The 25,588-nt window shown below is 64.2% G+C and carries 19 protein-coding genes; 8 read left to right on the forward strand and 11 right to left on the reverse strand.

What is annotated here, in order from left to right; translation table 11 throughout:
- Positions 1 to 6: 6 nt before the first annotated feature.
- Genes mreC through V9F06_04285 form a run of 3 tightly spaced genes read left to right on the forward strand, consistent with a single transcriptional unit; the run spans position 7 to position 3,036 of the window.
- The gene (mreC, locus tag V9F06_04275) at positions 7 to 861 is read left to right on the forward strand and encodes a rod shape-determining protein MreC (protein MEI2616849.1); all 855 of its coding nucleotides are present in this window, start codon (positions 7 to 9) and stop codon (positions 859 to 861) included.
- Between the two features lie 23 nt (positions 862 to 884).
- On the forward strand, positions 885 to 2,288 hold the full coding sequence (locus tag V9F06_04280; protein ID MEI2616850.1) for a MurT ligase domain-containing protein: 1,404 nt from the start codon (positions 885 to 887) through the stop codon (positions 2,286 to 2,288).
- Between the two features lie 16 nt (positions 2,289 to 2,304).
- Positions 2,305 to 3,036 (forward strand): glutamine amidotransferase, encoded by a 732-nt coding sequence (locus V9F06_04285; GenBank protein MEI2616851.1) that lies wholly within the window; start codon positions 2,305 to 2,307, stop codon positions 3,034 to 3,036.
- Between the two features lie 7 nt (positions 3,037 to 3,043).
- On the opposite strand, the gene V9F06_04290 is transcribed toward V9F06_04285, so the two are convergent.
- Positions 3,044 to 4,357: an ArsB/NhaD family transporter gene (locus V9F06_04290; GenBank protein MEI2616852.1), complete on the reverse strand. Its 1,314-nt coding sequence runs from the start codon at positions 4,355 to 4,357 to the stop codon at positions 3,044 to 3,046.
- A gap of 280 nt (positions 4,358 to 4,637) precedes the next feature.
- Between V9F06_04290 and V9F06_04295 the strand changes: the two genes are divergently transcribed.
- Positions 4,638 to 4,853 carry a hypothetical protein gene (locus V9F06_04295; protein MEI2616853.1) on the forward strand — a complete coding sequence of 72 codons (216 nt, stop codon included), beginning with the start codon at positions 4,638 to 4,640 and terminating at the stop codon, positions 4,851 to 4,853.
- Here the strand turns inward: V9F06_04295 and V9F06_04300 are convergent.
- The 6 genes from V9F06_04300 to V9F06_04325 all read right to left on the reverse strand — a co-directional run bounded on the left by V9F06_04300 (position 4,850) and on the right by V9F06_04325 (position 11,132).
- Complete coding sequence (locus V9F06_04300; GenBank protein MEI2616854.1) at positions 4,850 to 5,290, reverse strand: nuclear transport factor 2 family protein; 441 nt, start codon at positions 5,288 to 5,290, stop codon at positions 4,850 to 4,852. The genes V9F06_04295 and V9F06_04300 overlap by 4 nt on opposite strands.
- A 3-nt stretch (positions 5,291 to 5,293) precedes the next feature.
- Positions 5,294 to 6,010 (reverse strand): TerC family protein, encoded by a 717-nt coding sequence (locus tag V9F06_04305; protein MEI2616855.1) that lies wholly within the window; start codon positions 6,008 to 6,010, stop codon positions 5,294 to 5,296.
- 122 nt (positions 6,011 to 6,132) lie between these two features.
- The gene (locus V9F06_04310) at positions 6,133 to 6,747 is read right to left on the reverse strand and encodes an FHA domain-containing protein (protein ID MEI2616856.1); all 615 of its coding nucleotides are present in this window, start codon (positions 6,745 to 6,747) and stop codon (positions 6,133 to 6,135) included.
- A 216-nt stretch (positions 6,748 to 6,963) separates the two neighbouring features.
- Positions 6,964 to 8,814 carry a VanW family protein gene (locus V9F06_04315; GenBank protein ID MEI2616857.1) on the reverse strand — a complete coding sequence of 617 codons (1,851 nt, stop codon included), beginning with the start codon at positions 8,812 to 8,814 and terminating at the stop codon, positions 6,964 to 6,966.
- Positions 8,815 to 8,954: 140 nt separating this feature from the next.
- Positions 8,955 to 9,830 carry an arginine deiminase family protein gene (locus V9F06_04320; GenBank protein MEI2616858.1) on the reverse strand — a complete coding sequence of 292 codons (876 nt, stop codon included), beginning with the start codon at positions 9,828 to 9,830 and terminating at the stop codon, positions 8,955 to 8,957.
- A gap of 156 nt (positions 9,831 to 9,986) precedes the next feature.
- Positions 9,987 to 11,132 carry a site-2 protease family protein gene (locus tag V9F06_04325; GenBank protein ID MEI2616859.1) on the reverse strand — a complete coding sequence of 382 codons (1,146 nt, stop codon included), beginning with the start codon at positions 11,130 to 11,132 and terminating at the stop codon, positions 9,987 to 9,989.
- A gap of 154 nt (positions 11,133 to 11,286) precedes the next feature.
- Between V9F06_04325 and V9F06_04330 the strand changes: the two genes are divergently transcribed.
- From V9F06_04330 to V9F06_04340, 3 genes are read left to right on the forward strand one after another with little or no spacing between them, the layout of a single operon-like run.
- The gene (locus V9F06_04330; protein MEI2616860.1) at positions 11,287 to 11,802 is read left to right on the forward strand and encodes a PadR family transcriptional regulator; all 516 of its coding nucleotides are present in this window, start codon (positions 11,287 to 11,289) and stop codon (positions 11,800 to 11,802) included.
- A gap of 15 nt (positions 11,803 to 11,817) precedes the next feature.
- Positions 11,818 to 12,711, forward strand: coding sequence for an ABC transporter permease (locus tag V9F06_04335; GenBank protein MEI2616861.1), 894 nt, complete (start codon positions 11,818 to 11,820; stop codon positions 12,709 to 12,711).
- Entirely contained in the window at positions 12,704 to 13,795 is a 1,092-nt protein-coding gene (locus tag V9F06_04340) for an ABC transporter ATP-binding protein (protein MEI2616862.1), read from the forward strand. The genes V9F06_04335 and V9F06_04340 overlap by 8 nt, the downstream gene beginning before the upstream one ends.
- A gap of 18 nt (positions 13,796 to 13,813) precedes the next feature.
- On the opposite strand, the gene glgX is transcribed toward V9F06_04340, so the two are convergent.
- Positions 13,814 to 15,949, reverse strand: a complete 2,136-nt coding sequence (gene glgX / locus V9F06_04345) for a glycogen debranching protein GlgX (protein ID MEI2616863.1) — start codon at positions 15,947 to 15,949, stop codon at positions 13,814 to 13,816.
- A 175-nt stretch (positions 15,950 to 16,124) separates the two neighbouring features.
- Between glgX and V9F06_04350 the strand changes: the two genes are divergently transcribed.
- Positions 16,125 to 20,474, forward strand: coding sequence for an AAA domain-containing protein (locus tag V9F06_04350; protein MEI2616864.1), 4,350 nt, complete (start codon positions 16,125 to 16,127; stop codon positions 20,472 to 20,474).
- Here the strand turns inward: V9F06_04350 and V9F06_04355 are convergent.
- The 3 genes from V9F06_04355 to V9F06_04365 all read right to left on the reverse strand — a co-directional run bounded on the left by V9F06_04355 (position 20,471) and on the right by V9F06_04365 (position 25,584).
- Positions 20,471 to 21,436, reverse strand: coding sequence for a N(4)-(beta-N-acetylglucosaminyl)-L-asparaginase (locus V9F06_04355; protein MEI2616865.1), 966 nt, complete (start codon positions 21,434 to 21,436; stop codon positions 20,471 to 20,473). The two genes, V9F06_04350 and V9F06_04355, sit on opposite strands and share 4 nt — an antisense overlap.
- Before the next feature lie 74 nt (positions 21,437 to 21,510).
- Positions 21,511 to 24,690 carry a glycosyl hydrolase gene (locus tag V9F06_04360; GenBank protein MEI2616866.1) on the reverse strand — a complete coding sequence of 1,060 codons (3,180 nt, stop codon included), beginning with the start codon at positions 24,688 to 24,690 and terminating at the stop codon, positions 21,511 to 21,513.
- Between the two features lie 45 nt (positions 24,691 to 24,735).
- Complete coding sequence (locus V9F06_04365) at positions 24,736 to 25,584, reverse strand: M55 family metallopeptidase (protein MEI2616867.1); 849 nt, start codon at positions 25,582 to 25,584, stop codon at positions 24,736 to 24,738.
- Positions 25,585 to 25,588 lie beyond the last annotated feature (4 nt).

Raw genomic sequence — 25,588 nt, forward strand, 5'->3', positions numbered from 1 at the left:
GTCCTGGTGCCTCCCTTCTCCCCGATTGCTCGTCGCAATCTCCTGATCTTTGGCTCGCTGGTGCTCGTCGCGCTGCTGTTTCTTGTGGCTGACTCCCGAGGGGTGCTCGACGTGCCAAAACGGATCGCCGGCGGAATCCTGGCGCCGGCGGGCCGGCAACTGACCTCGCTGGGCCGGCAGGCCGGCGCCCGCAACCCGGGCGGAGATCCTAACCTGCGCAAACAGTTGGCGGATGTCACCGCTGAACGCGATCGGTTGTTGGCAGATAACGCGCGGTTGCAGGAGCTCTCGATCGAGGTAGAGACCCTCCGGCAGCAGCTGAAGTTCCAGGAATCACGGCCGGACCTCACGTATCTCACTGCCGACGTGATCAGTAGCGATCCACAGAGTCGCGAAAAGTTCGTGGTTATCAATCGGGGCGCCGATGACGGCATTCAGATCGGAATGGCGGTTGTCAGCCCCAATTTCCTGGTGGGACAGGTGGTCGAGGTCGAAGCCAGGCGCGCAAAGGTGTTGCTTGTGATCGACTCCGGATTTCAGACGGGCGCGCGGCTACAGAATGCCCGTGCCGAGGGGATCGTCTATGGTCTCTGGCAGGAGGGCGGTCGCGTCGAGATGCGCCATATTCCCTATGATGTGAACATCGACGACAAAGAGATCGTCGTGACCTCTGGCAAGACCGTCGGGATACCTGAGGGTCTCGTCGTTGGAAAGGTCATGGAGATCAAGAAGAACCAGGCGAAGAACGAGACGATCGTCGAAGTCCTGCCGCTCGTCAACTTCGATAGCCTCGAATCAGTGACAGTGATTACCGGGGTGACGGCCGGACAGCCGGCAGAACAGGCGACGCCGGCCCCATGATACGGACGATCGATCCGCGTCTCATGGCGGCGACCACCACGAGCAAGCTGCTGACTGCCGGGATTCGCCGGCTTGGCCGCGGAGGTGGCACCGCGCTGCCCGGCCTCGTCGCGGGCTATCTTGATCCGCGCATGCTCGACAAGCTGGCTGGCAGGCTGCCGGCCGGCACGATCGTCGTGGCCGGCACGAACGGAAAGACGACGACGAGCAGGATGTTGGCGGGGATGCTGGCCGAATCCGGCCGCATTGTCGCCCACAACCGCTCCGGCTCCAACCTCGTTCGTGGAATCTCAGCGGCATTCGCCGAGCAGATGCCGTTGCTGGGAGATGGTGGCCCTGAGATCGGTGTCATCGAAAGCGACGAGAACGCGCTACCCGACGTCCTCCGACGCGCGAAACCGCGCGTTGTCGTGCTGCTCAATCTCTTTCGCGACCAGCTCGATCGTTATGGGGAGCTGGAGACAATCGCTCGCCACTGGCGAGAGGCGCTGCGAGACCTTGACCCGACAACGCTGCTCGTCGTCAATGCTGACGACCCGAATCTCGCCGCGCTCGCGTCTGATTGCCCCGCGACGGTCGTCTCGTTCGGGTTGGTCGGGTCGACCTCGACCCTCTCCTCGTTGCCACACGCGTCGGACGCGGCGGTTTGTCGCGTCTGCGAAGCGCCGCTGGTCTACGATGCGCTGTTCCTTTCGCACCTCGGCGACTGGCGTTGTCCGTCGTGTGGCAACCGTCGCCCGCCACTCGATCTGAGCGCGTCGGACATTCGGCTAGATGGCATGCGCGGATTGTCGATGCAAGTTCACGATGCGCGTCCGGGTCGTGTGGCCCGGGATCTCGCGTTCGACGTCGCATTGCCAGGACTCTACAACGCCTATAACGCCCTGGCCGCGATAGCCGCCGCGAGGGTTCTCGGCCTGGAGAGTGAGCCGATCGCCCGTGCGTTGTCCGGCTTCGAGGCGGCGTTCGGCCGGCTGGAGCGCGTGTCGTACCGCGGACGGCAGATGACCCTGGCGCTCTCGAAGAACCCGACCGGCTTCAACGAGGTGCTCCGGACGATCACCGTCGATCCGCTGGTTTCCCCGCTAGTGATCGCGATCAATGATCTCGACGCGGACGGGCGGGACGTTTCCTGGCTGTGGGATGTCGATTTCGAGGTGCTCGCTGAGCCGCGCCATCGCGCGACGTTCATTGTTGCCGGCCTGCGCGGGTACGATCTTGCAGTTCGGTTGAAGTACGCTGGCATCGCCGCCGACCGGATCGACGCACAGACGGCCGGGCGTCCGCTCGATGAGACGCTCGATCTCATCGTTGACGCGACCCCGGAGGGCGCAAGCGTCTTCCTGTTGCTGACGTACACCGCGTTGTTACAGCTGCGCCAGGCGCTCGCCGATCGCGGTGTCGTCGAGGAGTTCTGGGCACAGTAGTCGGGGGACGCCACGGATGGATCTGCGGATCGGCTGGCTGTACGGCCAGGAGATGAATATCTACGGCGATCGGGGTAACGTGATGGCGCTCGTTCGCCGGGCCGAATGGCGTGGCATCGATGTGCAGGCCGCGACGGTTGGCCTCGGCGAGCCCCTAGACCCAGACGCCTGGGATCTCCTCTTCTGGGGTGGCGGGCAGGATCGCGAGCAGATCGCCGTCTCGCACGACATGCAGGGCGACAAGGGCGCCGCGCTGAAGCAGGCGATCGAGGACGGCATGCCGGTCCTTGCGGTCTGCGGCGGATATCAGCTGCTGGGGCGCTATTACCGTCCGTTCGATGGCGATGATCTGCCGGGCGTCGGCGCGCTCGATGTGGTCAGCGAGGCCGGCCACGAGCGGTTCATTGGCAATGTCGTTGTCGATACTGACGATCTCGGCACGCTGGTCGGTTTCGAAAATCACTCCGGCAAGACGTTCCTTGGCGAAGGCGTTCGGCCGCTCGGTAGCGTGCGGGTCGGGTGGGGCAACAATGGCCAGGACGGCTTCGAGGGCGCTCGCTACCGCAACACCATCGGCTGCTACCTCCATGGCGCGCTGCTGCCAAAGAATCCGACGCTGGCCGACTGGCTGATCGAGCGTGCGCTGGAGCGCCGTCATGGCCCGGCCAGCCTTGCGGCGCTCGATGATACGTTTGAGCGTCAGGCACACGATGGGGTCATCGAACGGGCGATCGCGCTACGACGATAGCCGGAGATCAGGCGAGATAGCGGAGCCAGATGTAGCCGGTTGCCAGGATCAGGCTGCCGAGCGTTACTGGCAATCCGACCCGCGTAAAGCCCCAGAACGAGATCGTCTCTCCATGTCGCTCAGCGACTCCCGCGGCGACGACGTTGGCCGACGCTCCGATCAGCGTTGCGTTACCCCCGAGACACGCGCCAAGCGCGAGCGCCCACCAGAGCGGGGCTACCTGCGCGTGCTGGGCGAGATCGACATTGCTTAGCCCGGCGAGATCCGGGAAGAGCAATCGAGCGACAGCGAACGTCAATGGAATCAACGTGGTCACCGCGGGAATATTGTCGACGACTGCCGAGAGCGCTGCCGCGAGCCAGATTAACGCCAGGATGGTGAATGTCACATTCCCACCGGTGAGGTCGATCGTATGGGTTGCCAGCCGGTCGAGCAGCCCCATCTCCTTGATCCCGCCGACCAGAACGAACAGGCCGGCGAAGAAGAAGATCGTTGACCACTCGATCTCCAGAAACACGTGGTGAGGCTCGACTCTCGAGATAAGGAGTAGCAGCGCGGCTCCGCCCAGGGCAACCGTTGCTGCCTCGAGATGGAGCATGCCGTGGAGCAGAAAACCGACAAGCGTGATGCCCAGGACGGCAAGACTCTTCCGGAGCAGGACGGGATCCTCGATCGGCTGGGTAGCAGCGCTGGCGATGAGCTCGGCATGCCGCTCGATATCCGTGCGGGCGATATGCCGGTAATGGAACGCGGCGGCGACCGCAGCGACTGCGAGAATGACCAGGACGATCGGGCCGAGATTGACCAGGAAGCTGACGAAGTCAAGACCAGTCGCCGAGCCGATCAGGATGTTTGGCGGGTCGCCGATCAGGGTCGCGGTGCCGCCGATGTTGCTGGCAATTACCTGGGTCATCAGGAAGGGTGTCGCAGGTAGCCCGAGGAGTTCGCAGAGAGCGATAGTGACCGGGACCATCAGAAGCACGGTCGTCACGTTGTCCAGGAATGCCGACGCGACAGCGGTCATCAGCGCCAGCGTCAGGAGCATCGGCATGACGCGCCCGCCAGTCCAGCGGGCGACGGTGAACCCGAGATGCGCGAAGATCCCGGTTCGCTTGAGGATAGAGACGATGATCATCATCCCGATCAACAGGCCGATGGTGTTGAAGTCAATCGCCGCGATCGCCTGTTGCTGATTGATGACGCCTGCAAGCACCATGATCAACGCGCCAGCGACCGCTGCCGTCGTGCGGTCGATGCGTTCGGTGATGATAACCGTGTAGGTAACGACGAAGATGATGGTCGCTAGCGCCAGGTCGCTCAACTGTGGCCCTTCATCTCCCGTAGCACATTACAAGTGGGCCAGCGATGCCGCTGGGCGTCGAAACAGCGGGCGAGTGGGACTGCGATTCGCGCCGCGCATCGCAGTCTAGCCGCTCGAATGGCTGATCGTCCATGTAGACAATGGTACCGGCCCGCCAGCGCGCGTAGTAGAACCGGCTCAGAGGTTAGCGCATACGTGAATGGATTCACGATGTTGTCAGATAGTGCAGAGATCGTTACACTCGGACGACGCGGAGATATGAATCGCGAAGGGGGTTCGTATGTCGGTTACGTCTAGCATCGATCGAGTGCGAGATCATCTCTGCACAAAGGGAATCTTCGGCGACGTCGCTGAGTTGTGTGAAATGCGTGGCGACTGCACCTGGGTCGTCACTTGCCCGGATTGCGGCACGATGTTCACCCTCGATGATGACGAGCACGATGAGCTGCTGAGCTGGAGCCGAGCGGCCGGCCAGAGTTGCGGCATCAGCGCCTAAGCCCGGTCGGAGTTTCCCCAGGACTTCTGCGGTGTTCCAGGGGCGAGGGAGAAGTGCGTGTGAATTGCGCGCCAACCCTCGCCGTTGCTCTTGCGATTGAAGACAACCGTCGCTCGGCCGGGTCGGTCGAACGGCGTCCCATCTTCGGCATAGCCGCAGGATGACCACGGCACGATCGCCCAGGCAGTCGTATTGTCGGTTGAGACGCCGCCCTCGATTTCGTCGGTCAGAAACGTGAATCCGGTGATCGTTGGCCAGACGGCCCGCCACTGGTCACGCTCCAGCGCGTCCAGCCCGTGGACGATGCGCATGTGTGTGCCGAAGCCCATGACCCCCGGCGAAAAGAGCGCTCGCGCTGCGACGAAGTCGCGGGCTCGAACGTAAGCTGCCCAGGTGTCGAACCAATCGCGGAGCTCGCCCAACGGCGTGTCAGTCACGCGTCAGCTAGCTGGTTCGGTCGTATCGAGCGGCCGGCCATGTTGTGCCTTGTCTCGTGCGTCCTGGGCACGCTTGTTCCAGAGCCAGCCGAGCGCCGCGATTGCGGCAACGATTGCCAGAATGATGGCAAGCTCAACCAGCCGGTCGAGATGGATGAACTTGAGGACGTACTTGTCGTTGAAGAACATCTCCAGCGCGGTGTGGACAAGGATCGCCGCGCCGACCAGATTCAACCACGGGTATCGGTCAATCAGTCGCGCGATGGCACTGCTGCCGAACAGGAGAATCGGGATCGAAAGCATCAGGCCGAAGATCAGTAGACCGATGTGGCCGTGGGCTGCCCCGCCGACGGCCAGCATGTTATCGAGACTCATCACGATGTCGGCCATGATGATCGTTCGGATCGCCGCGCCGAGTGTGTCGGCTGCCTGGACGCCGCTGTGATCTGAGCTGGCCGGCTGGATGAGCTTGATGGCGATGTAGATCAGCAGCAAACCGCCGATAGCCTGCAGTAGCGGAACACCGAGCAGCAGCGCTGCGCCGATCGTGAAGAGGATGCGCAGAACGACCGCGCCGCCACCACCATAGATGATCGCCTTCTTGCGCTGCGCGGGTGGCAAGCGCCGCGAGGCCATGGCGATGACGACCGCGTTGTCGCCGCTGAGGACGAGGTCGATCGCGATAATCGACAATAACTTCGAAATGAGATCGAAATCCACGAGATTGATCGCCAATCCTGGAGGGCGTCTAGTGGTTTACGTCCACATGCCGCCGTTCAATAGATACGCGACGCGGCTGGTATTGCTAGCCGCCCGGCTCGAGTCGATGGACAGTCGGGGTATCAGCGATGATCGTAGGGATCCGCGTCGTCGTGCTGCGGGTCGCGCCGTCGATAATCTGCCGCCATCGCAGCCTGTGATTCCCGACTGGATGGGCCGAGGTAGTGCATCGATGCCGCGCCGAGGGTGATCAGATCACCCTCCTTGAGGATGCGATTCGTGACAATGTCTCCGTTGACCCGCGTGCCGTTTCGGCTTCCGTTATCCTGTATCTCGTGTCGTCCATCGGGCCGTTCGATGATCTCGGCGTGGTAGGCGGAGACAGTCGAGTGGTCGAGAACGATCTCGTTGTTCGGGTAGCGGCCGATACGTGTGCGCGGCTGATCCAGCGGAAGCTGCTCACCGTTGATCAGCAATCGGGCTGGAACACGCGGGACGGCGACGGCTTGTGGCCGGCCGCCGAACAGCCGGTCCCAGAAATCAGCCAGCCGCTCGACAAGGCCGGGGCTTCGCATTGCGACCGGCGCCGCTGCGATGAAGAAGATCGCCGCGCCGGAGACGACGCGAAACGGATCAGCGTGCTGTTGTTCGGCGTAGCGGAATAGCCAGACCAGCTGGGCAAGCCAGGCGAGGACAGCGAGTACCAGGATCACCGTCAGGAGCGTCTGTCCGCTCATCCGCTGCTGCCTCCCAAATGCTTGTAATGCCGTCGGCGAGCGCCGCCGGCCGTGGCCCATCCGGTTCCAGTGCGCACAGCAAACCGCCGTCGCTCCCGGGGCCGCTCGATCCGCTCACGTGTGGCTAGTATAACCAAACCTTCCGGCCTGGAGTGTCCATTAGTCACAGAATTGCCAGTGTCTTCAGGATCTCCAGCCCTTGCCCGTCCGGCCCGATCATATGCCAACCAACACGACGTTCTGCGCAGGGGCGTAGGTCGTCGAGAAGTTCTCGGAAACGACGTTGTCCCCCTGAATCACCCGACGTGTGACTGTCACGTCGAAGCCATCCTGCGCATGCTCGATCGCGCGCTGCGATCCGGACGGCAAGGTATCGGTCTCCTGGTAGTGGACCGTCGGGTCCGCGGTGACGACGTTGGTGATAATTGGTGGATCAACTTCGACGCGCCACGGCAACGGCGCTCCGTAGAGATTGACCGTCAGATCCTCGCCGTCGGCATAGACCTCAAGGAGCACTGGGCTTGGTCCATCGTTGGTCCATCGCATGTCGAGCCCGACGGTTGACTCCACCGCCGCGTCGATGCCGACGTTGCCCTGATAGGCGTAGCGGGGGATCCAGTACGAATGGCTCGCCCGCTCGTCGATGCGGAAGCCGCTGAAGAAGACCGGCTGGAAGACGGTGGTGGCGACCTGGCAAATGCCGCCGGCCTCGGCCGGCACAGTCGTGATCTGGCCGTTGCTCTCGGCGATTCCGTAGGCTATCTGCCAACCTGCTTCGACTGTTGTCGGGCCAACTTCGGAATTGAACGAGAACGTCTGGCCCGGTAGAACCAGCGCGCCGTTCAGAAGCGATGCCGCGAGCTCGATGTTGTGGCTGCGTTCCGGTAGCCCGCCTCCGTAGGTTGTGCTGGAGCTGGCGAGAATCGTCGATACATCGATGGCGCCGAAGTCAGCAGGCTGCGTCGGGGGGGCGATCGTTGCGACCGGGAGCTCGACGCGATTGGAGTCGCTCTCGCCGGTCGTCGCGGCCTGAATGAGGGCTGCGGACTTGTCAGCGTCGAGCGTATGCCCGGCCTTCGCATCGCGTGTCTTCACCAGCCGGCCACCGTCGCCCCACCATGCCCGCGCGCTTTGCGGCGTAGCGTCGACCCCGATCGAGATTTCCTGGACCACAGCGTCAACCCACTTCTTGTCGATCTTCAGCTGTGCAGGATTGCCGCCAACTGGTTGCACGATCGTGATGTGCTTGCTGACCTGGTCGGGTGTGAGTGGCCATGTCTGGTCGACAGCGACCAACTCAATCGGCGCATCCCAGACGCGGTGCAGCCGGTCGCGGGCATCGATGTATTGAGCCAGGGAGACCGGCGGCGCATCTTCGTGAATGACGAGGGCGACCTCAGTCTGACCGTTGGCCAGCGCCGACATGATCTCGGCCTTCGTGTTCTGCGTATCGAGCGCGCGCCCGGTCACTGGCGCAACCCAGGTGATACCGGTTGAATCGACTGCGAGCTGTCCATCGACGCGGGTCTGCTGAATCGCCCCGGCCAGCGATGCAAGCTGGCTACTGAGCCGATCCTGGTCGACTGACAGGCGATCTCCGCCAACGACGTATGGTTCGGACTTGAATCGCCAGAGGATGGCGAGTCGGGTGGGGCCGTAGCCTGTATGGCCAGTAGAAAGCGCGTCATCGACGATACCGTCGACATCGATAACGAGCCCCAGGTTCGCGGCAGTGATCGTCCACGCACGGTCGCCATCTGCCAATGTCAACGACTGTGAAGTGTGCGTGTTCGCGGCCAGTGTGAGCGCTTCAGCCGCTTGCTGGCGGTTCATGCCACTGAGATCCACGCCGAGGGCGTGGACTCCCGATCGAACCTCGCCGCGCCCCGCAAGCTGAACCCCGATGATGCTGACGAGAAACAGCAGCAGGATCGTCGCTGCGGCAGCCCACGCAATGCGTTCCAGGCGGATTAGCTGTGCATCGTGCTCGGCTGCTGGCGCGCCATTTGTGCGGCTTCGGCCCGCGCTATCGATGAATCGGCGAATTGGCGATGAAGCAGTTGACATAGGCGATGATCGTCCAAGCTGGTGTGGTGGCGGCCAGCGCCATAGCGCGTTGGTCACAGGCGAGCAGATCGCTTCGACCCCGTCGGGGCCCAGCGAAGTGTACCGAACCTGAGACAGCGTGGGGGCAGAATGCGGCTACTCTAGCGTTCCAATCGCAAGATTGGGCGTGTGAGGCATGTCGGGCCGCCCGTTCGGTTGTGCGAAATCTCGTCGCCCGCGTAGGTAATGACCTCACAACCTGCCGCGCGCAAACGCTCGGCGGTGACAGTGTTCTCACGCAGGATCACGCAGCGGCGCGGCCCGAGAGCCAGGACGTTGCATCCTTGCGTCGGGAACTCCTCGTCGGGAATCTCCACCATCGTAATGCCGCGCTCCTCCAGCAGTTGGACAAGGGCAACCGACATCAGCGGCTTGTAGACGATCGCCAGGTCATCGTCGATCATACTGATCATGGAAAGCAGGTGCAGACACTCGCCGGCCCCATGCCAGTACGGCAGGTCATAACCGATGACCTCAACCCCGGATGACGCCAGGATCTCCCGCATCTGCTGGATGCCAGATTCGTTGGTCCGGTAGCCGCGACCGATCGCGAGTGTGTTCGCGTCGATGAAGAGGCAGTCGCCACCCTCAACGGTGCCTGGCGCGACGATCCGGCCCGCGATCGGGACACCGATCTCCTGCATCGTCCGCTCCGCCAGGTCGACCTCCGCCTCTCGGAGCGGCTTGCCCATCCGGGTCAGGATCGCGCCGGCGTTCGTTGTAAAGACGGGATCGTAGCCGAAGATGCCGTCCTGAAGCTTCGCGTCGTCGATCTCGCCAGTGATGACCTCGATGCCCGCGTCGGTGAGAATCCGACGGAACGCGGTGTGCTCCCGCACTGCGAGATCATGATCGAGCGGGTGGAGATATCCGAACTCCTCCCACGACACCGAGGGGTCGGGCGGCACCGGTGGGTAGACAAGCACGCGCTCCAGCTTGCCCGACATCGTGTTGCCACCCCATGACCGATCGCTCATCAATACCCTCCTGTGCCACGCGCTTTCCAATTCGCGCCGGGACAACGGTATCAACTGCTTGTCAGATTTGGTAGCCGGACTACCCCTCAGCGGGCGATCGCCAGGCGTCCAGTAGCCGTCTGGAACGGCGGCCAGAGTCGATGTTCATCGCAGCGCTCAGGAGGCGCGACTGGTGCGCTGCTTGTCTGACATCAACGTCTGTTGCAAGTGCAGGAATCGAACCAGATCGGCGCGGCGTAACAATCCGACGAGCTGCCTGTCGGCAATCACCGGTAGCTGGTCGAAGCTATGCTCGGACATCGTCCGCAGCGCCACGTCGATTCCGGCATCCGGCGTCACCGACTGGACCTTGTCGCGGGGGGTCATGATGTCCTTCACCAGCGTCTCCTCCCAACGATCGCGCGGGACGTGGCGGACGTCGGAGATCGTGACGATACCCTCGAACCAGTCGTTCGTGACGACAGGCGCTCCGCGAACGTTGCGCGCAAGGAACCAGTCGTGCACCAGTTCTGCGACCGTGAATCCTCCCTGGACGGTCAGCGGAGCGGGATCCATCACCTCCGAGACGACGTGGCCCTTGATCAGCTCCTCCTGCTCGACCTGCCGATACCCCGAGCTGGCAGCGTTCTGCAGGAACCACCCAAGCGCCAGATACCAGAGCCCGTTGATGAGATTGCCGCTCAGCGCGGCGAAAATGCCGAGGACGAAGAAGACACTGCCAACGAACGTGCCGATCACCGAGACGATCCGTGTCGACTTCCGGACATCGCCGGTGATCTTCCAGAGGATCGCTCGTAGCACACGGCCCCCATCCAGCGGGAAGCCGGGGATCAGGTTGAAGACGGCGAGGATTGCATTGACGACGGCGAGGTAGCCCAGGAGCGCGCTGACCTGCGCATTCGTGCCGTGGAGCAGCATCCAGAGGCCACCGAAGATCGCCGACAGGCCGAGCGATGTGAGCGGGCCGGCGATCGCGATCGCAAACTCCCCGCCCGGCTCGTCTGACTCTTCTGCGATCTCGGCGACTCCGCCGAAGATAAACAGGGTGATTCCAACGACCTCAATCCCGCGCGCCTGTGCGACGAACGAGTGACCGAGCTCGTGGACCAGCACCGAGGCGAAGAGGAGGATAACGGTCGCGACCGCAACGACCCAGTACTGTGTTGTCGTCCACCCGGGATACTGGTTTGGATACTGTCCTTCGGCGAGCAGGTACGAAAAGATAACGAGGACGATGAACCAGCTGTAGTGGATCCCGATCCGGATGCCACGAATCGACCCGAGACGAACGGAGGCTTCCATCCCGCAGGCGCCTTTCGTGTCGGACGGCGCTCCGGCGACGTCCCTTGCTGATACCGTCGCAGGAAACGCGCCGCTGGTCAACAGCAACGCAGTGGGAGTCTCGTACTATAATCAAGAATAGTCAGCCGCTGAATAGCAGACAGGATGGTGCCCTGTGGCTGTGGAGATGGTGCTGCTGGGCCTCCTGCGACAGGGGCCGCGCCATGGCTACGACCTGACTCGTGAGTTCTTGCCGGAGACTGTCCTTGGCGACATAGTCCGTCTCGAGCCGAGCCTGCTGTACGCGAACCTCAAGAAGCTCGAACGCGATGGATTAGTGCGTTCCACCGTTCAGCAGCAGGGCTCGCGGCCGGCGAGACGGATGTTGGAACTGACCGATCTGGGCGTCGAGACGCTTGATCGCTGGCTGGCCGAGCCCGTAGAGCGTACGCGAGACCTCCGCCTGGCGTTCCTGTTGAAGCTGTACGTCGCCCGGATGCCAGGCTCAGGGGATGCTGAGGGGCTTGTCGAAAGGCAGCGCGATGTCTGTCGTCGCTTCGTCGCGTCACTGCGCGAGCAGCTTGACTCGGAAGAGGACGAATTCCGCCGGCTCGTTATCGAGATGCGACTCGCGCAGAATGTCGCGCTGCTGGAATGGCTGGATCGTGCGAGCGGACGGGTGCGAGCATGATCGGATGTCCCAGCCATGCGTGAGACGCTCCCGGCTGCGGCCGCGCCAGTCGAACGCGACGATGCGCTCCGGCCGGCCAGCCGCCTGTCGCTGTTCCCGCCGGCTCGCGCGGCGCTGATCGTCGCCAGCCTGGCGCTACTCGTATTCCTGGGCCTCCCCATCGCCGCGATCTTCATCCGCGGGGTCCCGTCCGGCGCGCTGTCTCGCGCGCTCGACGATCCGATCGTCCACCAGGCGCTGACGTTGTCGTTGATCACGACATCCGTGACGCTCCTTGCCTCGATTTCCGTCGGCACACCGGTAGCCTACCTGTTGGCGCGGTATCGATTTCGAGGACATCAGCTGCTTGATACGCTGGTCGATCTCCCGATGGTGTTGCCGCCTGCCGTGGCCGGTGTTGCCCTGTTGATGGCATTTGGCCGGCGCGGGGTGGCTGGGCCGTTTCTATCGGGGCTGGGAATCGAGATCCCATTTACGACCCTGGCAGTGATCCTTGCTCAGACATTTGTTGCGGCGCCGTTTTTCGTCCGCTCGGCACGCGCGGGATTCGAGTCGGTGGATTCCGGTCTGGAAGAGATTGCGGCAACGCTCGGCGCAAGCCGGCTGACGATCTTTCGAACCGTTACGGTTCCGCTGGCTCTGCCGGCGCTCCTGGGCGGGGCGGTGATGGCATGGGCGCGAGCGCTTGGCGAGTTCGGCGCCACGTTGATGTTCGCCGGGAACTTCGCCGGCCGCACGCAGACGATGCCGCTGGCGATCTATGAGACCCTCGAGTCGGGACGACTCGACTCGACGCTGGCGTTGTCGATCATTCTCGTCGTCGTCTCATTCAGTGTGCTGCTGCTGTTCAAGCTGCTGGTCCGGCACGGCGGCGGGGTAGCGGCCACCGAGGTCCGGCCGCGTGCTTGATATCCGCGTTCGAAAGCGCGTCTCGGCATTCGAGCTCGACGTCACGCTGTCGGTCGAGAACGGCATCCTCGTTCTGTTCGGCCCTTCTGGGGCAGGGAAGACGATGCTTCTTCGCGCGATCGCCGGCGTCGTGTCGGTCGACGCGGGGCAGATCCGACTCGGCGAGCGCGTGCTGCTCGACTCCGAACGCGGGCTCTCGCTCGACCCGCGTCAACGGAAGATCGGTTACGTGCCCCAGGATTACGCGCTGTTCCCGCACCTCAGCGCGCTGAACAATATCACCTATCCGATGACCGCTGGCCGCCGCTTGCGGCCGGCCGAAGCTCGCATTCGCGCGCGTGAGCTGCTCGACGTGGTTGGGCTCGGCGACCGAGCAACGGCCCGACCCGGCGAGCTCTCGGGAGGTCAGCAGCAACGAATCGCGCTGGCGCGGGCCGTTGCTGCTGACCCGGAGGCGCTGCTGCTGGATGAGCCACTTGCCGCGCTGGACGCGCCGACCCGGCTGGAGTTGCGATCGCTCCTTCAGGTGATCCAACGCGACCTCGGCGTGCCGGTCGTCTTTGTGACTCACGACCTCGAAGAGGCGGTGACTGTCGGCTCGACAATGGCGATCATGGTGGATGGCCGGCTTCGCCAGGTCGATCGTGTCGCTCGTGTTCTCGCGACGCCCGCCGACCGGGTGGTTGCCGAGCTCGTCCAGGCTCGGAACATTTTCGCCGGTGTCGCGTCGCGCGATGCGAGCGGAATGCGTGTCGAAACGCCCGTCGGCCGGCTTCGGAGCCCTCGTCAGGTTCACGAGGGACAGGTCGACGTCGTGCTCAGGTCCGACCTCCTGCGCCTGCTTACCAGTGACGCCCCAGCCGGCGAGCGAGGCACGGAACTATCAGGCGAGATCGTCGATGTGCTCGACTACGGCACCAGAGCAACGATCGTCGTGGCGATCGGGGCTGGACATCTGGAGGTTGGTGTATCGCGCGGAGAGATCGGCCGGCTGAAGCTCGGGACAGGCGGTCAGTCTCGGGTGTTTGTGCCAGAAGCTGCCGTTCACGTGATCGGGCTGGACGCAGACAACAGCCGCGAGTAGCTTATCGGCAACGCGACCTTACTCATCGACTCTTCTGAGCAAGGAAACCGACCGCCCCGCGAGCCGGTAGTTCTCGCCGACGGTGTACCGTCGTGGTTGCTCGTTCGGGCCCGGAGAGCTCGTATCGAAGATGAGCTCCCATTCGACCCCCGGCTGAACGCCCGGCATCATGAAGTCGATTGGCTCATGGTGCGCGGAAGCCAGGATTAGCAGCGTGTCGTCGACGATCGGTTCGCCGCGCTCGTCGACATCGCCGAGCGCATCGCCGGCCAGGCGCATGCCGAGTGTCCGAATCCATCCTGCATCCCATTCGTCGTCGGTCATCAGCTTGCCGTCGGGACGGAACCAGGTGATGTCACGGATATCCGATCCGTAGACACGTCGTCCCTGGAAGAATCGTCTGCGGCGGAGAACCGGGTGTCGCTTGCGAATAGCGATGAGCCGCTTCGTGAAGCTGAGCAGCGCGTCGCCGGCCGGGTCGAGATCCCAGTCGTACCACGAGGTCGCGTTGTCCTGGCAGTACGTATTGTTGTTGCCGCCCTGTGTCCGACCAATCTCGTCTCCACCCGATAGCATCGGCACGCCTTGCGAGAGCAGGAGCGTGGCGAGGAAGTTGCGCTGCTGCTGCGCGCGTAATGCCCTGATTTCCGGGTCGTCCGTCGGCCCCTCCGCACCGCAATTCCACGAGATGTTGTCGTCGGCGCCGTCCTGGTTCTCGTCGCCGTTGGCCTCGTTGTGCTTCGTATTGAATGAGACGAGATCGGCGAGCGTGAACCCGTCGTGGGCGGTGACGAAGTTGATGCTGGCGTACGGTTTTCGTCCGTCGTTCTGGTAGAGGTCACTCGAGCCGGTCAAGCGGTAGGCGAGGTCGGCCATCAAGCCCTCGTCGCCCTTCCAGAACTGCCGGACGGTGTCTCGGTACTTGCCGTTCCACTCGGTCCACAGCACCGGGAAGTTGCCGACCTGGTAGCCGCCCTCGCCGACGTCCCACGGCTCGGCGATCAGCTTGACCTGCGAGATGACAGGATCCTGGTGGATGATGTCAAAGAACGCCGACAATCGATCGACGTCATGCAGCTCGCGGGCCAGGGTGGCGGCCAGGTCGAATCGGAAGCCATCCACGTGCATCTCGGTGACCCAGTAGCGCAGCGAATCCATGATGAGCTGCAACACCTGGGGATGGCGTGGGTTCAGTGAATTGCCTGTTCCCGTGAAGTCGAAGTAGTAGCGCGGGTCGTCAGCGACGAGGCGGTAGTACGAGGTATTGTCGATGCCGCGCAGCGACAGCGTGGGGCCGAGCTCGCTGCCCTCGGCGGTGTGGTTGTAGACGACATCGAGGATGACTTCGATGCCGGCACGATGCAGGGCCTTGACCATCGCCTTGAATTCGCGCACCTGCGCGCCGCAGTCACCCGAGCTGCTGTATCGTCCATCGGGCGCGAAGAAGCAGAGTGAGTTGTACCCCCAGTAGTTCGAGAGGCCTCGTTCGAGGAGATGACCATCGTCGAGGAATGCATGCACCGGCATCAGCTCGACGGCGGTGATTCCGAGGCTGGTGAGGTAGTCGATAGAGGCCGGGTGCGCGACGCCGGCGTAGGTCCCGCGTAGCTGTTCCGGCACGGCGGGGTTTCGGATGCTGAAGCCCTTGACGTGGGTCTCGTAGATGATCGAATCCTGCCAGGGGATACGCGGGAGCTGGTCATCGTCCCAGTCGAACTCCGGGTCAATTACCACGCCCTTCGGCACGCCCCAGGCATCATCTTGCTCGTCGAACGACAGATCGCCGTCGTCATCGTGCAGGTCGAAGCCGAAGACCGGTGCGTCCCAGTCCAGTTGACCAGTGAGCGCCCTCGCGTACGGGTCGATCAGCAGCTTGTTGGGGTTGAAGCGCAGCCCGTTCCCCGGCTCGTACGGGCCATCGACGCGGTAGCCGTAGCGCTGGCCGGGGTGGATGTCGGGCAGATAGGTGTGCCAGACATGCGCTGTCACCTCGTGGAGGGGTATCTGTTCACTCTCGACCGCAGGGTTGCCGGCATCGAAGAGACAGAGCCGAACGCTGGTTGCATTCTCGGAGAAGATGGCGAAGTTGACGCCTCTCCCGTCCCAGGTCGCGCCCAACGGATAGGGTGCGCCGGGTCGTTGTCTGCGGCTCAACAATACCTCCTGTACAGGGGGATTGCCCATTGATGGCGGCAAAAGCGTGTGGCCGCCCCAGGTTGATGCTATTCCCTGATGACCTTAGCACGGACGTCACGCGCGGGGTTTGCGTCCAGGCAATGTCGTATTCTTCCCGTGTAATCGAGCCGATCAGTTCAAGGATGCGCCGCCGATGACCGAGCCATTGCTGCAGCCACTCTCCGAGAGCCAGACAAAGACGATCGTGCCGACCGATGTCGCGCGTTTTGTCCGTCTGGGCCAATGCGAGCGGTTCCTCCGCTTTCGGCTACACGAACGCGCCCATGGCACCGGATTCATGGGCGAGTATGGCGTGCGCGCCCAGCGGATTCCGGCGCTGTTTCCGCGCTCTGGGCAGGAGTTCGAAGACCGCATCGAGGGGGAGGCTGCCGAGCGCGGACGGACAGTCAGCTTCCGCGATGCGGCCAAGACTGGCGGATGGACCGATAACAACGCCGAGATTGTGCAGCTGGCGCGTTCGCTGCCGGCCGGCGAGTCGGTTCTTCTGTTCCAGCCGCGTGTCAGTGCGGATGTCGACGGCTGGCGGATCCGCGGGGCGATCGACCTGCTGCGGCTGGCGCGCGACGATGATGGCCGGCTGGGCGCGCTGATCGCTGACATGAAGGCGACCCGCGCGACGAAGGTCGACCACCGGCTGCAGGTCGCCTTCTATCACGAGATGATCGCCACGGTCTTCGCGGAAGCCGGCATTGACCTGGCCGGAATCGAGCTAGGCATCCTCTACCGCGGGCCATCCACCCCCGATACGGCGCTGAGCGAAGCCGAGCGTCGGGAGCGTGACGATCAACGGGCGCTGGCAATGGAGATCTTCGGGCTCAGCGAAGGGCTGCTCGAGGTCATCCGCGACCCACTACCGTACCTCGGGTCGGTGCGGGATCTCGTTACCGACGAGCGTTCGACCGCGCGGCGAGTGGCGGCAATGGAGTTTGCCGATGTGCCGTTCCACATCGATCGGCACTGCGATAGTTGTATCTACAATGAGTTCTGCATGAAATGGGCGTTTGCCCACGATGACCTGTCGGTGCTCCCGCACGCGACGATCAACGACAAGCGGGCGCTCCAGCAGATCGGGATCACGACCGTGGCCGATCTGGCCGCGCTGAAAACGCCAGCGTCTCCCGGGTCGCTCGATCTGGTCTCGACGCCCGGATTGGAGGCGCTGGCTCAGCGCGCCGCGACGACCTGGCCGATCGGGCCACGTGTCGACGAGCTGGTTCTCAGGGCGCGTAGCTATCGGTCGCGGATGCGGCACGATGGCGAGAAGCCGCCAAGCTTCATTCCCGACAAGGGGTATGGGTCTCTGCCTCTGAGCAGCCCCGATCTGCATCCGAACCTGGTGCGGATCTACGTCGATGTGCAGGGCGACTATCTGCACGATCGCGTCTACATGCTCGGCGCGCTGATCGTCGGCTGCGAAGAAGGCGAGGAGCACGAGACGCGCCGCCGGGTGGTTGTTCGGCTGGCCGGCGGGCCCCCCGACACCGCGGCTGCAGAACGCGATCTGCTGATCGGCTGGATGTCGGAGGTACTCGCAACGATTGTCGCGGTCGCGGCGGCAGATGAAGACGGTGAGCCGAACGCGCCGATCCACCTGATCTTCTGGGACTCGCTGAGCCAGACCCTGTTGCTCGACGCGCTGGCGCGGCACTTCCAGTCGGTCCTCGACGCCACGGCGCTCTACGATTTCATGACTCAGGTGGCTGGCTACGACTCACCGCTGACGACGTTCCTGTCCGAGGAAATTCGCCAACGCCGCAACTACCCGTTCGTCTGCCAATCGCTACAGTCGGTTGCAGCCTGGCTGGGGTTCGATTGGAATACCCCGGAGCCGTATCGCAAGACGTTCGCCGGACGGATGTTCGATTTCTGGGGACGTTTCGACCCGGAGGACGACGAGTCGTGGTTCATGAGCCGGGCGCGGTTCAACAGTCAGATCCCGCTGGAGTACGCCTATGGCGCGTGGCACGACTTGCCGTCGGACGCCGAGACCTCCGACATCCGGCGCTACGCGGCCATTACCACCGATCAGCTTACCGGGTTCGAGCGACACCGTCTCGAGGCGATCGAGCATGTCGCACGCGATCTGCCGACGAACAGGCTCACGAAGAAGAACGCCTTCGCCCTGTCGGATCTGAGCGTGACCGACGGCAAGGCGCGAACACTGGCCGGCGCGCTGCATGAGTTCGTCACAATCGAACGGCTGGTCGAGCTGGCCGCCTGGCGCGCCGCGCGAAACCCCGCCCCGGAAAAGCGCATCCTGTCCGGTGAGACGCTCCTGGTTCGCTACTTCGACGCGGATCAGGACCCTGGGACGCGGGCGATCAACGCCGAGAACCGCCGTCGCGCGACGTTGCGCGACGAGTATTTCGCGGATGCAAGGGAAGCGGCAGAACCGGGCGACAAGGTGAAGCTCTCGACGGAGCAGAACAAAGCGACAAAGCCGACGATCGAGGGATTGCGGCTGCGATTCCGGATCGATGTCGACGGCGCGGAATGCGGTCTGGACGAAGCTCTCGGCATGACGACGCTACGGGCCGACTCGTTGGTGGTGATCAACCCACGGATCGACATCGATCGCCGACCCGACGCGCCAGTACGCGAATACACGCCGACGGCCAAGTCGATGCTCTACGCGCCGCGTGGGGAGCTGGCCGAACTGCGGGTCGAGCGCGACTCGGACGGCGACGCTCGCCGGGCATGGGTGACGGTCGAGCTGCGTGATGCCAACGCGAGGGGCGCGACAGGATTTGTCTTCGGGACGATCGAGGACAAGCAGCGAGGCTTCGGCGACGGTGACCTGTACATGCTTGACAGCGATCCGAACGACTGGTCCGGGAGCCACTCGATGAAGCTGGCGACGGCGCTGAGCGACGGTAGCCCCAACACGCTGCATGAGCGGCTTGATGGCCGGATGCCCACGATGGCCCACTGGCCCGAGGCGGCGAAGGCTGGCCAGCGACGGTTCGTCGACGGGCTGAAGGCGCTGCATACGGCCGGCCTGCTCGACGACTTCGAGCCGAGCAAGCTCGACTACATGGGCGAGCACGGCGACGACCCGAATCTCGTCGTTCAGGGGCCGCCGGGCACGGGGAAGAGTTATACGACCGCATTCGCGATTCTTGCCCGGATGCAGGGCGCGATGAATGCGGATATTCCGTTTCGCGTCGCCGTCTCGTGCCATACCCACGCGGCAATCAACGTGTTGTTGGGCAAGCTCGCCGAGGTGCAGGAGCAGCTGGCCGAGCTGATGGCCGGCCACCCGGTGATTGCCCGCCAGTACTTCCGGCCGGAATTGTCGAGCGTCCCGCTCTACCGCCTGAAGCCGAAGGAGGAGCCAAACTCGCCGATCCTGTCGCTACCGCCAGCTGACCAGCCAAAGATGGGTGAGAGGACTTTCTGGGGCCATCTGGAGCGCGAGCGGTATTGCGTTGTTGGCGGCACGCCGCTCGCCCAGCGTTCGCTAGTCGTCAGCAAGCACGGGACGCCGAGGATGTTCGGGAACCTCCTGTTCCAGTGCCTGATCATCGATGAGGCGTCGCAAATGAACCTGCCGCTGGCGATGCTCGCGGCGCTGGCGCTGGCGCCAGACGGTCAGCTAATCGCGGTCGGCGATCACCGGCAGATGCCGCCGATCGTCAAGCACGACTGGGCGAACGAACGTCGCCGGACGTTCCAGGAGTACCGCACCTACGTATCCCTCTTCGAGACCTTGCTGGAGATGGGTCTGCCGACCATCCGCTTCAGCCGCAGCTTCCGGCTGCACAGCGAGATGGCCGATTTCCTCCGACGCGAGATCTACGCCGAGGACGGGATCGAGTTCCACTCGACTGAGACGAGGACGCTGCCCACGCAGATCGGGCTCGACCCATTCGTCGAGGCGGTGCTCGCGCCGGACTACCCGATCGTGGTCATCGTCCACGACGAGGATCGAAGCCAGCTGCGGAATATCTTCGAGCAGAACCTGATCGCTCCGGTGCTGGAGACGCTGGCGACCGTCTATGGGCTGGACTGCCGGACGGGCCTGGGCGTCGTCGTGCCGCACCGGGCGCAACGGGCCGGCCTGCGGGACGCCCTGCCCGTTCTCTCCGAGGTGGACGAGACGGGCATGATCACCCACTCCTCCGTCGACACGGTCGAACGCTTCCAGGGAGACGAACGGTTGGTGATCGTCTACAGCGCGACCGAGAGCGACCCGCAGTACCTCGTCACCGCCAGCAAATTCTTGATGGACCCACGCCGGCTGACAGTGGCGCTCAGCCGTGCCCGGCGCAAGATCATCGTCGTGGCGGCGCGCTCGGTCTTCGGTATTTTCTCCTCCGATGAGGAGACGTTCAAGAACGCGCAGCTCTGGAAGAACCTGCTGCGCGAGGAGTGCACGGCGCTGCTCTGGGATGGCGACGCCGCCGGGATCGGAGCGCAGGTGTGGGGTAGCCGCCACCCCGACGACAATGGTCGAGGTGGCAGCAAGCTCGACGCCGATTAGCTCAGCGGCACGACCAGCCGGGGCCGCTCCTCGAACGCGTCCATCTCGACTGTCTGGACGACGTAGCCTGCGCCATCGGCAGTCGACGTTGCGTTGACGTTGCCCAGCGCGTCCATCCCGACGATGTTCATCACGTTCGACCGTTCGGCGTAGGGATCGGGGAGATGGCGCAGATCGCGCATCGCCTCGGTCAACGCCTGCTCCAGCGACATGCCGAAGCGCATGTAGGTCACGACGCTGTGGGCGGTCGCACAGCGGATCGCCATCTCTCCACGTCCGGTGCAGGCCGCCGAGCCGAAGCGGTTGTCGGCGTAGTTGCCCGCGCCGATGATCGGCGAGTCGCCCAGCCGGCCCGGCCACTTGAAGCCCCAGCCGGATGTCGAGACCGCGCAGGCGATGTCGCCGGCCAGATCCCGCACGATGACGTTGGTCGTGCCGAAGATCTTGTCGTGGAGGAGCTCTTTCCAGTGGCGCACCGTCGTCATGTAGGTCGAGTACTGGTCTTCGTAGGCGTTACTGGTCGTTTCGACATCGCCGATGATCCTGGCCCGCCAGACCTCGCGGGCTTCGGGTGTCAGTAGCTCGGCTTTCTCGAATCCGTGTGTCTCGGCGAAGAGCTCCGCGCCGGCCCCGGCAAGCATCACGTGCGGCGTCTCCTCCATCACCTTGCGGGCGATATCGATCGGATGCGGGTAGCCCTTGACCGCGCCGACCGCGCCGGCCGCCAACGTGCGGCCGTCCATCACCGTTGCGTCCAGCTCGACCTCGCCCAACAGGTTGGGGATGCCACCAGTGCCGACCCCGAAATCCTCGAGGTTATCCTCGACGCAGTGCACGGCGGCGATCGCCGCATCCATCGCGCTGCCACCGCCACGCAGCACGTCGACCGCTGCCTGCATGCCGACCCGCGCGTTGGCGCTGCCGACGACGATCCCGACCGTGCCCTCTGGTTTGCTTGCCACCCTGTCTGATCCCTTCTCTCCCGAGTCATTCTGAGGGTCGAGGGAGGGTGTTGCCGCCCCCCCGCCTGTTGGAGTCAGTTGTCGCCGACCGCGACTGGATCGATGTTAGCTTGCGCGACGAGCGCGTTGAACGACGGGAGCTCCGTTTCTAACAGGCCATGCAGCCGGGTGACCTGTGTGTCAATGCGCGCCGACAGTTCCTCGAAGACCTCGACGGCCTGCTTCGTCGGAGGCTCGTCGGCGCTGGCTACCGCGCCTGCGAGGCGGCCGAGCTTCGAGTTGAGCATGACTGGCAGGTTGAGCGTGTCCTTGGGGCTATTCGCCCGCACCTGGATCAGCGCCGCCTCGATCGCGTCGATGGACTCCGTGATCTGCCGGCCTTTAGCTGCGATCTTCGCCCCGTCGCTCGTGCGCTCCGCACGCGCGACCCAGCGGCCGATCTGCTCGCGGGCCGAGCGGATCCGGTTGATCGCCGTGTTGGTCTCGGAGAGCTTGCCGCGGATCTTCAACAGGAAGTCGAGCTGTGCCTGCAGATCTTCCGGCGTGGCCTCGTAGCGCGGATCCTTCAGTATCGTGAAGCGCTGCGACAGCTCAGTCTGGCCAACAGACAGCCGCGCCTCGTAGTCGCTGGGGATGGCGCGTGGGCCGACCGTTGATGGCTGATCGCCGCCCTTCGCCATGAGCTTGACGGCGTCGGCGTGGCGCATATTCCAGACGAATCGGTTCAGCCCCGCGAGGGATGGGATATACGTCTCGTTCGTGTCATTGCCCGCTCCGCTGGCTAGCGGCTTGCTGCGGAACGCGCGGATCTCGGCGCCGGCGGCGTCGAAGATCGTCAGACTGACTGGCTCCTTCGGAGCTTCCGGGAGGATGTAGTAGAAGACGACGCCGTCGTCGGGGTTGTGGCCGGCATCGAGGAAGCGGCGGCGTGTCTGCCCCCACTGATCCTTGACCGGGATGTAGGTCTGAACGATGCCGCCGACGAAGAGGTAGTTGCGACCGGGAACCTCCGCGTTGCCGAAGCCGCTCAGGCGCGTCGAGCGGACCGTGTCCTTCGGCTGGAACAAGCGGGCCGCGTCAGATTCGTTGTCGCCCGCGAGCTGGCGCACCAGTGTCAGGTCGTCCAGGATCCAGAACGCGCGGCCATGAGTGCAGACGAGCAGCTCGTCACCGACGACGACGAGATCGTGGATCGGAACGACGGGCAACCCCACCTTCGCGGTCTCCGGCGATGTGCCGGCCATCGGCTGCCAGTTGGCGCCTGCGTCGAACGAGACGTAGATGCCAACTTCGGAGCCAGCGTAGAGCAGCCCCGGAACGATCGGATCCTCGCGAGCGACACGGGTGAAGATGTCGTCCGGGATGCCGTTGGTGATCCTCGTCCAGCTCGTGCCGTAGTCATGCGTGACATAAATATACGGATGGAAGTCGTTCAGCTTATATCGTGTGGCCGCGAGCCAGGCCGTGGCCGGGTCGTGGGGAGAGGCTTCGATGAGGCTCATCAGCGCCCAGTCGGGGATTGTTGACGGGGTCGCGTCATCCCACGTCGCGCCGCGGTCGCGGCTGATGTGGACGAGGCCGTCGTCGGAGCCTGCCCAGATGACCTGCGGATCGAGCGGCGAGATGGCGATGGTAAACACGGTCGCGTACACCTCTGCGCCGCTGTTGTCTTTGGTGATCTCTCCGCCGGATGAGTGGAGTGTCTCCGGGTCGGCTCGGGTCAGATCCGGGGAGATCACTTCCCAGGCGCGGCCCCCGCTGGTTGAGCGGTGAACGACGTTGGACCCGTAATAGAGTACGTCGGGGTTGTCGGGCGCGAGGAGCGTCGGTGACGTCCAGTTGGTGCGGAACTTGTAGGCTTCCGATCCCGCGCCACGGACACTCTCCGGCCATACTGCGATGTCGAGCACCTGTGCGCGTCCGTGGTCGTAGCGGGTCAGTGTGCCGGCCTGCGCGCCCGCGTAGATGATGTCGGGGTCGTCGGGGCGGATCGCGATGTAGCCAGACTCTCCGCCGCCGATCTCGTACCAGTCGGTCAGCGCGATCGCGTCGGTGTCCGAGCGGCTCGGCACGCTCATCGTCGTGTTGTCCTGCTGCGCACCGTAGACGCGATAGGGATATCGCGTGTCGGCGGCCGCGTGATAGAACTCGCCGGTCGGCTGGTTGTAGATCGTCGACCAGCTCTGGCCACCGTTGACACTGACGCAGCCTCCGCCGTCGCCGGCGAGAATCACGCGGTCGGTGTTGGCCGGGTCGATCCAGAGATCGTGGTAGTCGGCATGCGGGCCGGCGACGACCGAATACGTCGCGCCTCCGTCGACCGAACGCCAGATCTCGAAGTTCAGCACCCAGACTGTGTTGGGATCGCGCGGATCGGCGCGAATGTGGTTGAAGTACCACGGCCGGCCGGTGAGGTTTGTGTCGCTGGAGAGCTGTTGCCAGGTCTCCCCGCGATCCTCCGAGCGGTAGACCCCATTCTTCCTGGTCAGCTGATCGGCCTCGACGATCGCCCAGATGCGGTTGCCGCTAGCGGCAATGGCGATCTCCATCTTGCCCTTGTTCCCCTCGGGCATGCCCGGATTCTTCGTGATCTCCTGCCAGGTATCGCCACCGTCGGTCGAGCGGAAGATCGCGCTGCCCGGGCCGCCGCTGTTGAGATAGTGCGGGCCGCGCTCTGCCTCCCAGAAGCACGCGTAGAGGATGCGTGGATTGGTCGGGTCGATCTCCAGGAAGTTGGCGCCGGTGCGTTCGTTGACGAATAGCACCTGCTGCCAGGTCGATCCGCCGTCTCGCGAGCGGTATACGCCGCGTTCGGCGCTGGGGCCGTGGGCATGGCCGAAGGCGGCTACCCAGACCAGGTCGGGATTCGTAGGATGGATGACGACGCGACCGATGTGGCGGACTGCTCCGAGGCCGATATGTTGCCAGGTCTGTCCGGCGTCGGTCGACCGGTAGATGCCGTCGCCGTGCGAGACGTTGCCACGGATTGTCGACTCGCCCATGCCAGCAAAAATGACGTTCGGGTCGGATGGCGCGACGGCCAGCGCGCCGACCGACGAGCGCCGGAAGTAGCCGTCGGAGACGTTTTGCCAGGTCGATCCGGCATCGTCGGTCTTCCAGACTCCTCCGCCGGTCGAGCCGAAGTAGAAGACGCCGAGGTGAGCCGGGTCGCCGCTGACCGTCGTCACCCGCCCGCCACGGGTCGGACCGATCGAGCGCCAGTCGAGCCGGTCGAGGATCTGCTGCCGGGACATGTGAGCTCCTCTCTGAAACACCGCGACGGTACTACGCTAAATCCGTCAGGCGAGCCACGACGCTGGTTCGTAGAGCGACGAGCGCAGGCCGGCCCAGAGGACGCGGTACTGCTCCCAGGCGTCGTCGCCGGGGACGGAGATCGTGACCGGGCCGAGTCGCTCGATACCGGCCGTCCGCGCGGCGCGGTCGCACTGCTGCATCGTCAGGAAATCGACCTCGATCGAAAGCGGGCTGCCGGGCGCGTAGACATGGGCTTTGTCGAGCTGGATGAGCGCCCGTTCGGCGGCTGCGATGATGTCATCCTGGGCGGCCTTCAGCGGCCGGCAGATGGCCGCGTTGCGGCCGCTCGCTTCCTTGACCACGACCGTCTCGATCTGCTCTCCGAGGAACGACCGCGCTTCTTTCGTGGTCGTCAGGTCGCCAGTGACGAGCACGACCGGAATGCTCAGCGCGCCGAGGATTGCCGCGTTCAGGCCGGTCTCGCCGTGGGGCTTGCCGTTGACGCGCAGCTCGTGGACGGCGACGCCAGCGATGGTGTGCGGGTGGACGGCGTCGTAGGTCTGCGCCATCGCGTGATAGCCAACGAAGAGCGCGGCGTCGAACGAGCGGCTATCGACGCCCTGGAGCTGGCAGTAGTCGCGAGCGTTCGCGCTGCCGCTCATCAGGTGCGCGGCAGGGTGCAGATCCTCGAAGAAGATATTGCGCATCGGGCCGTGGCCGTCCGCGACGAGGATGTAGTCTGCTCCGGCGCGGGCCGCGCCCTCGACGGCGGCGTTGGCGTCTCCGGTCATCAGCCGCCGGCCACGGTCGTACTCGCGTCCCTCCGCGCCCATCATGTCGCCGTGAACGATGCCGGTGATCCCCTCCATGTCGACCGAGATGTAGACGTTCATTGCT

It is taken from the genome of Thermomicrobiales bacterium, assembly GCA_037045155.1.
Lineage (GTDB): Bacteria > Chloroflexota > Chloroflexia > Thermomicrobiales > CFX8 > JAMLIA01.

What these genes read in the sequence shown, in the direction of transcription:
- V9F06_04295 (MEI2616853.1), top strand. Translation starts at nt 4,638, where the DNA reads ATGTCGGTTACGTCTAGCATCGATCGAGTGCGAGATCATCTCTGCACA.
- V9F06_04315 (MEI2616857.1), bottom strand. Translation starts at nt 8,814, where the DNA reads ATGTCAACTGCTTCATCGCCAATTCGCCGATTCATCGATAGCGCGGGC.
- V9F06_04320 (MEI2616858.1), bottom strand. Translation starts at nt 9,830, where the DNA reads ATGAGCGATCGGTCATGGGGTGGCAACACGATGTCGGGCAAGCTGGAG.
- V9F06_04350 (MEI2616864.1), top strand. Translation starts at nt 16,125, where the DNA reads ATGACCGAGCCATTGCTGCAGCCACTCTCCGAGAGCCAGACAAAGACG.
- V9F06_04285 (MEI2616851.1), top strand. Translation starts at nt 2,305, where the DNA reads ATGGATCTGCGGATCGGCTGGCTGTACGGCCAGGAGATGAATATCTAC.
- V9F06_04335 (MEI2616861.1), top strand. Translation starts at nt 11,818, where the DNA reads ATGCGTGAGACGCTCCCGGCTGCGGCCGCGCCAGTCGAACGCGACGAT.
- V9F06_04280 (MEI2616850.1), top strand. Translation starts at nt 885, where the DNA reads ATGGCGGCGACCACCACGAGCAAGCTGCTGACTGCCGGGATTCGCCGG.
- V9F06_04310 (MEI2616856.1), bottom strand. Translation starts at nt 6,747, where the DNA reads ATGAGCGGACAGACGCTCCTGACGGTGATCCTGGTACTCGCTGTCCTC.
- V9F06_04325 (MEI2616859.1), bottom strand. Translation starts at nt 11,132, where the DNA reads ATGGAAGCCTCCGTTCGTCTCGGGTCGATTCGTGGCATCCGGATCGGG.
- V9F06_04360 (MEI2616866.1), bottom strand. Translation starts at nt 24,690, where the DNA reads ATGTCCCGGCAGCAGATCCTCGACCGGCTCGACTGGCGCTCGATCGGT.
- V9F06_04365 (MEI2616867.1), bottom strand. Translation starts at nt 25,584, where the DNA reads ATGAACGTCTACATCTCGGTCGACATGGAGGGGATCACCGGCATCGTT.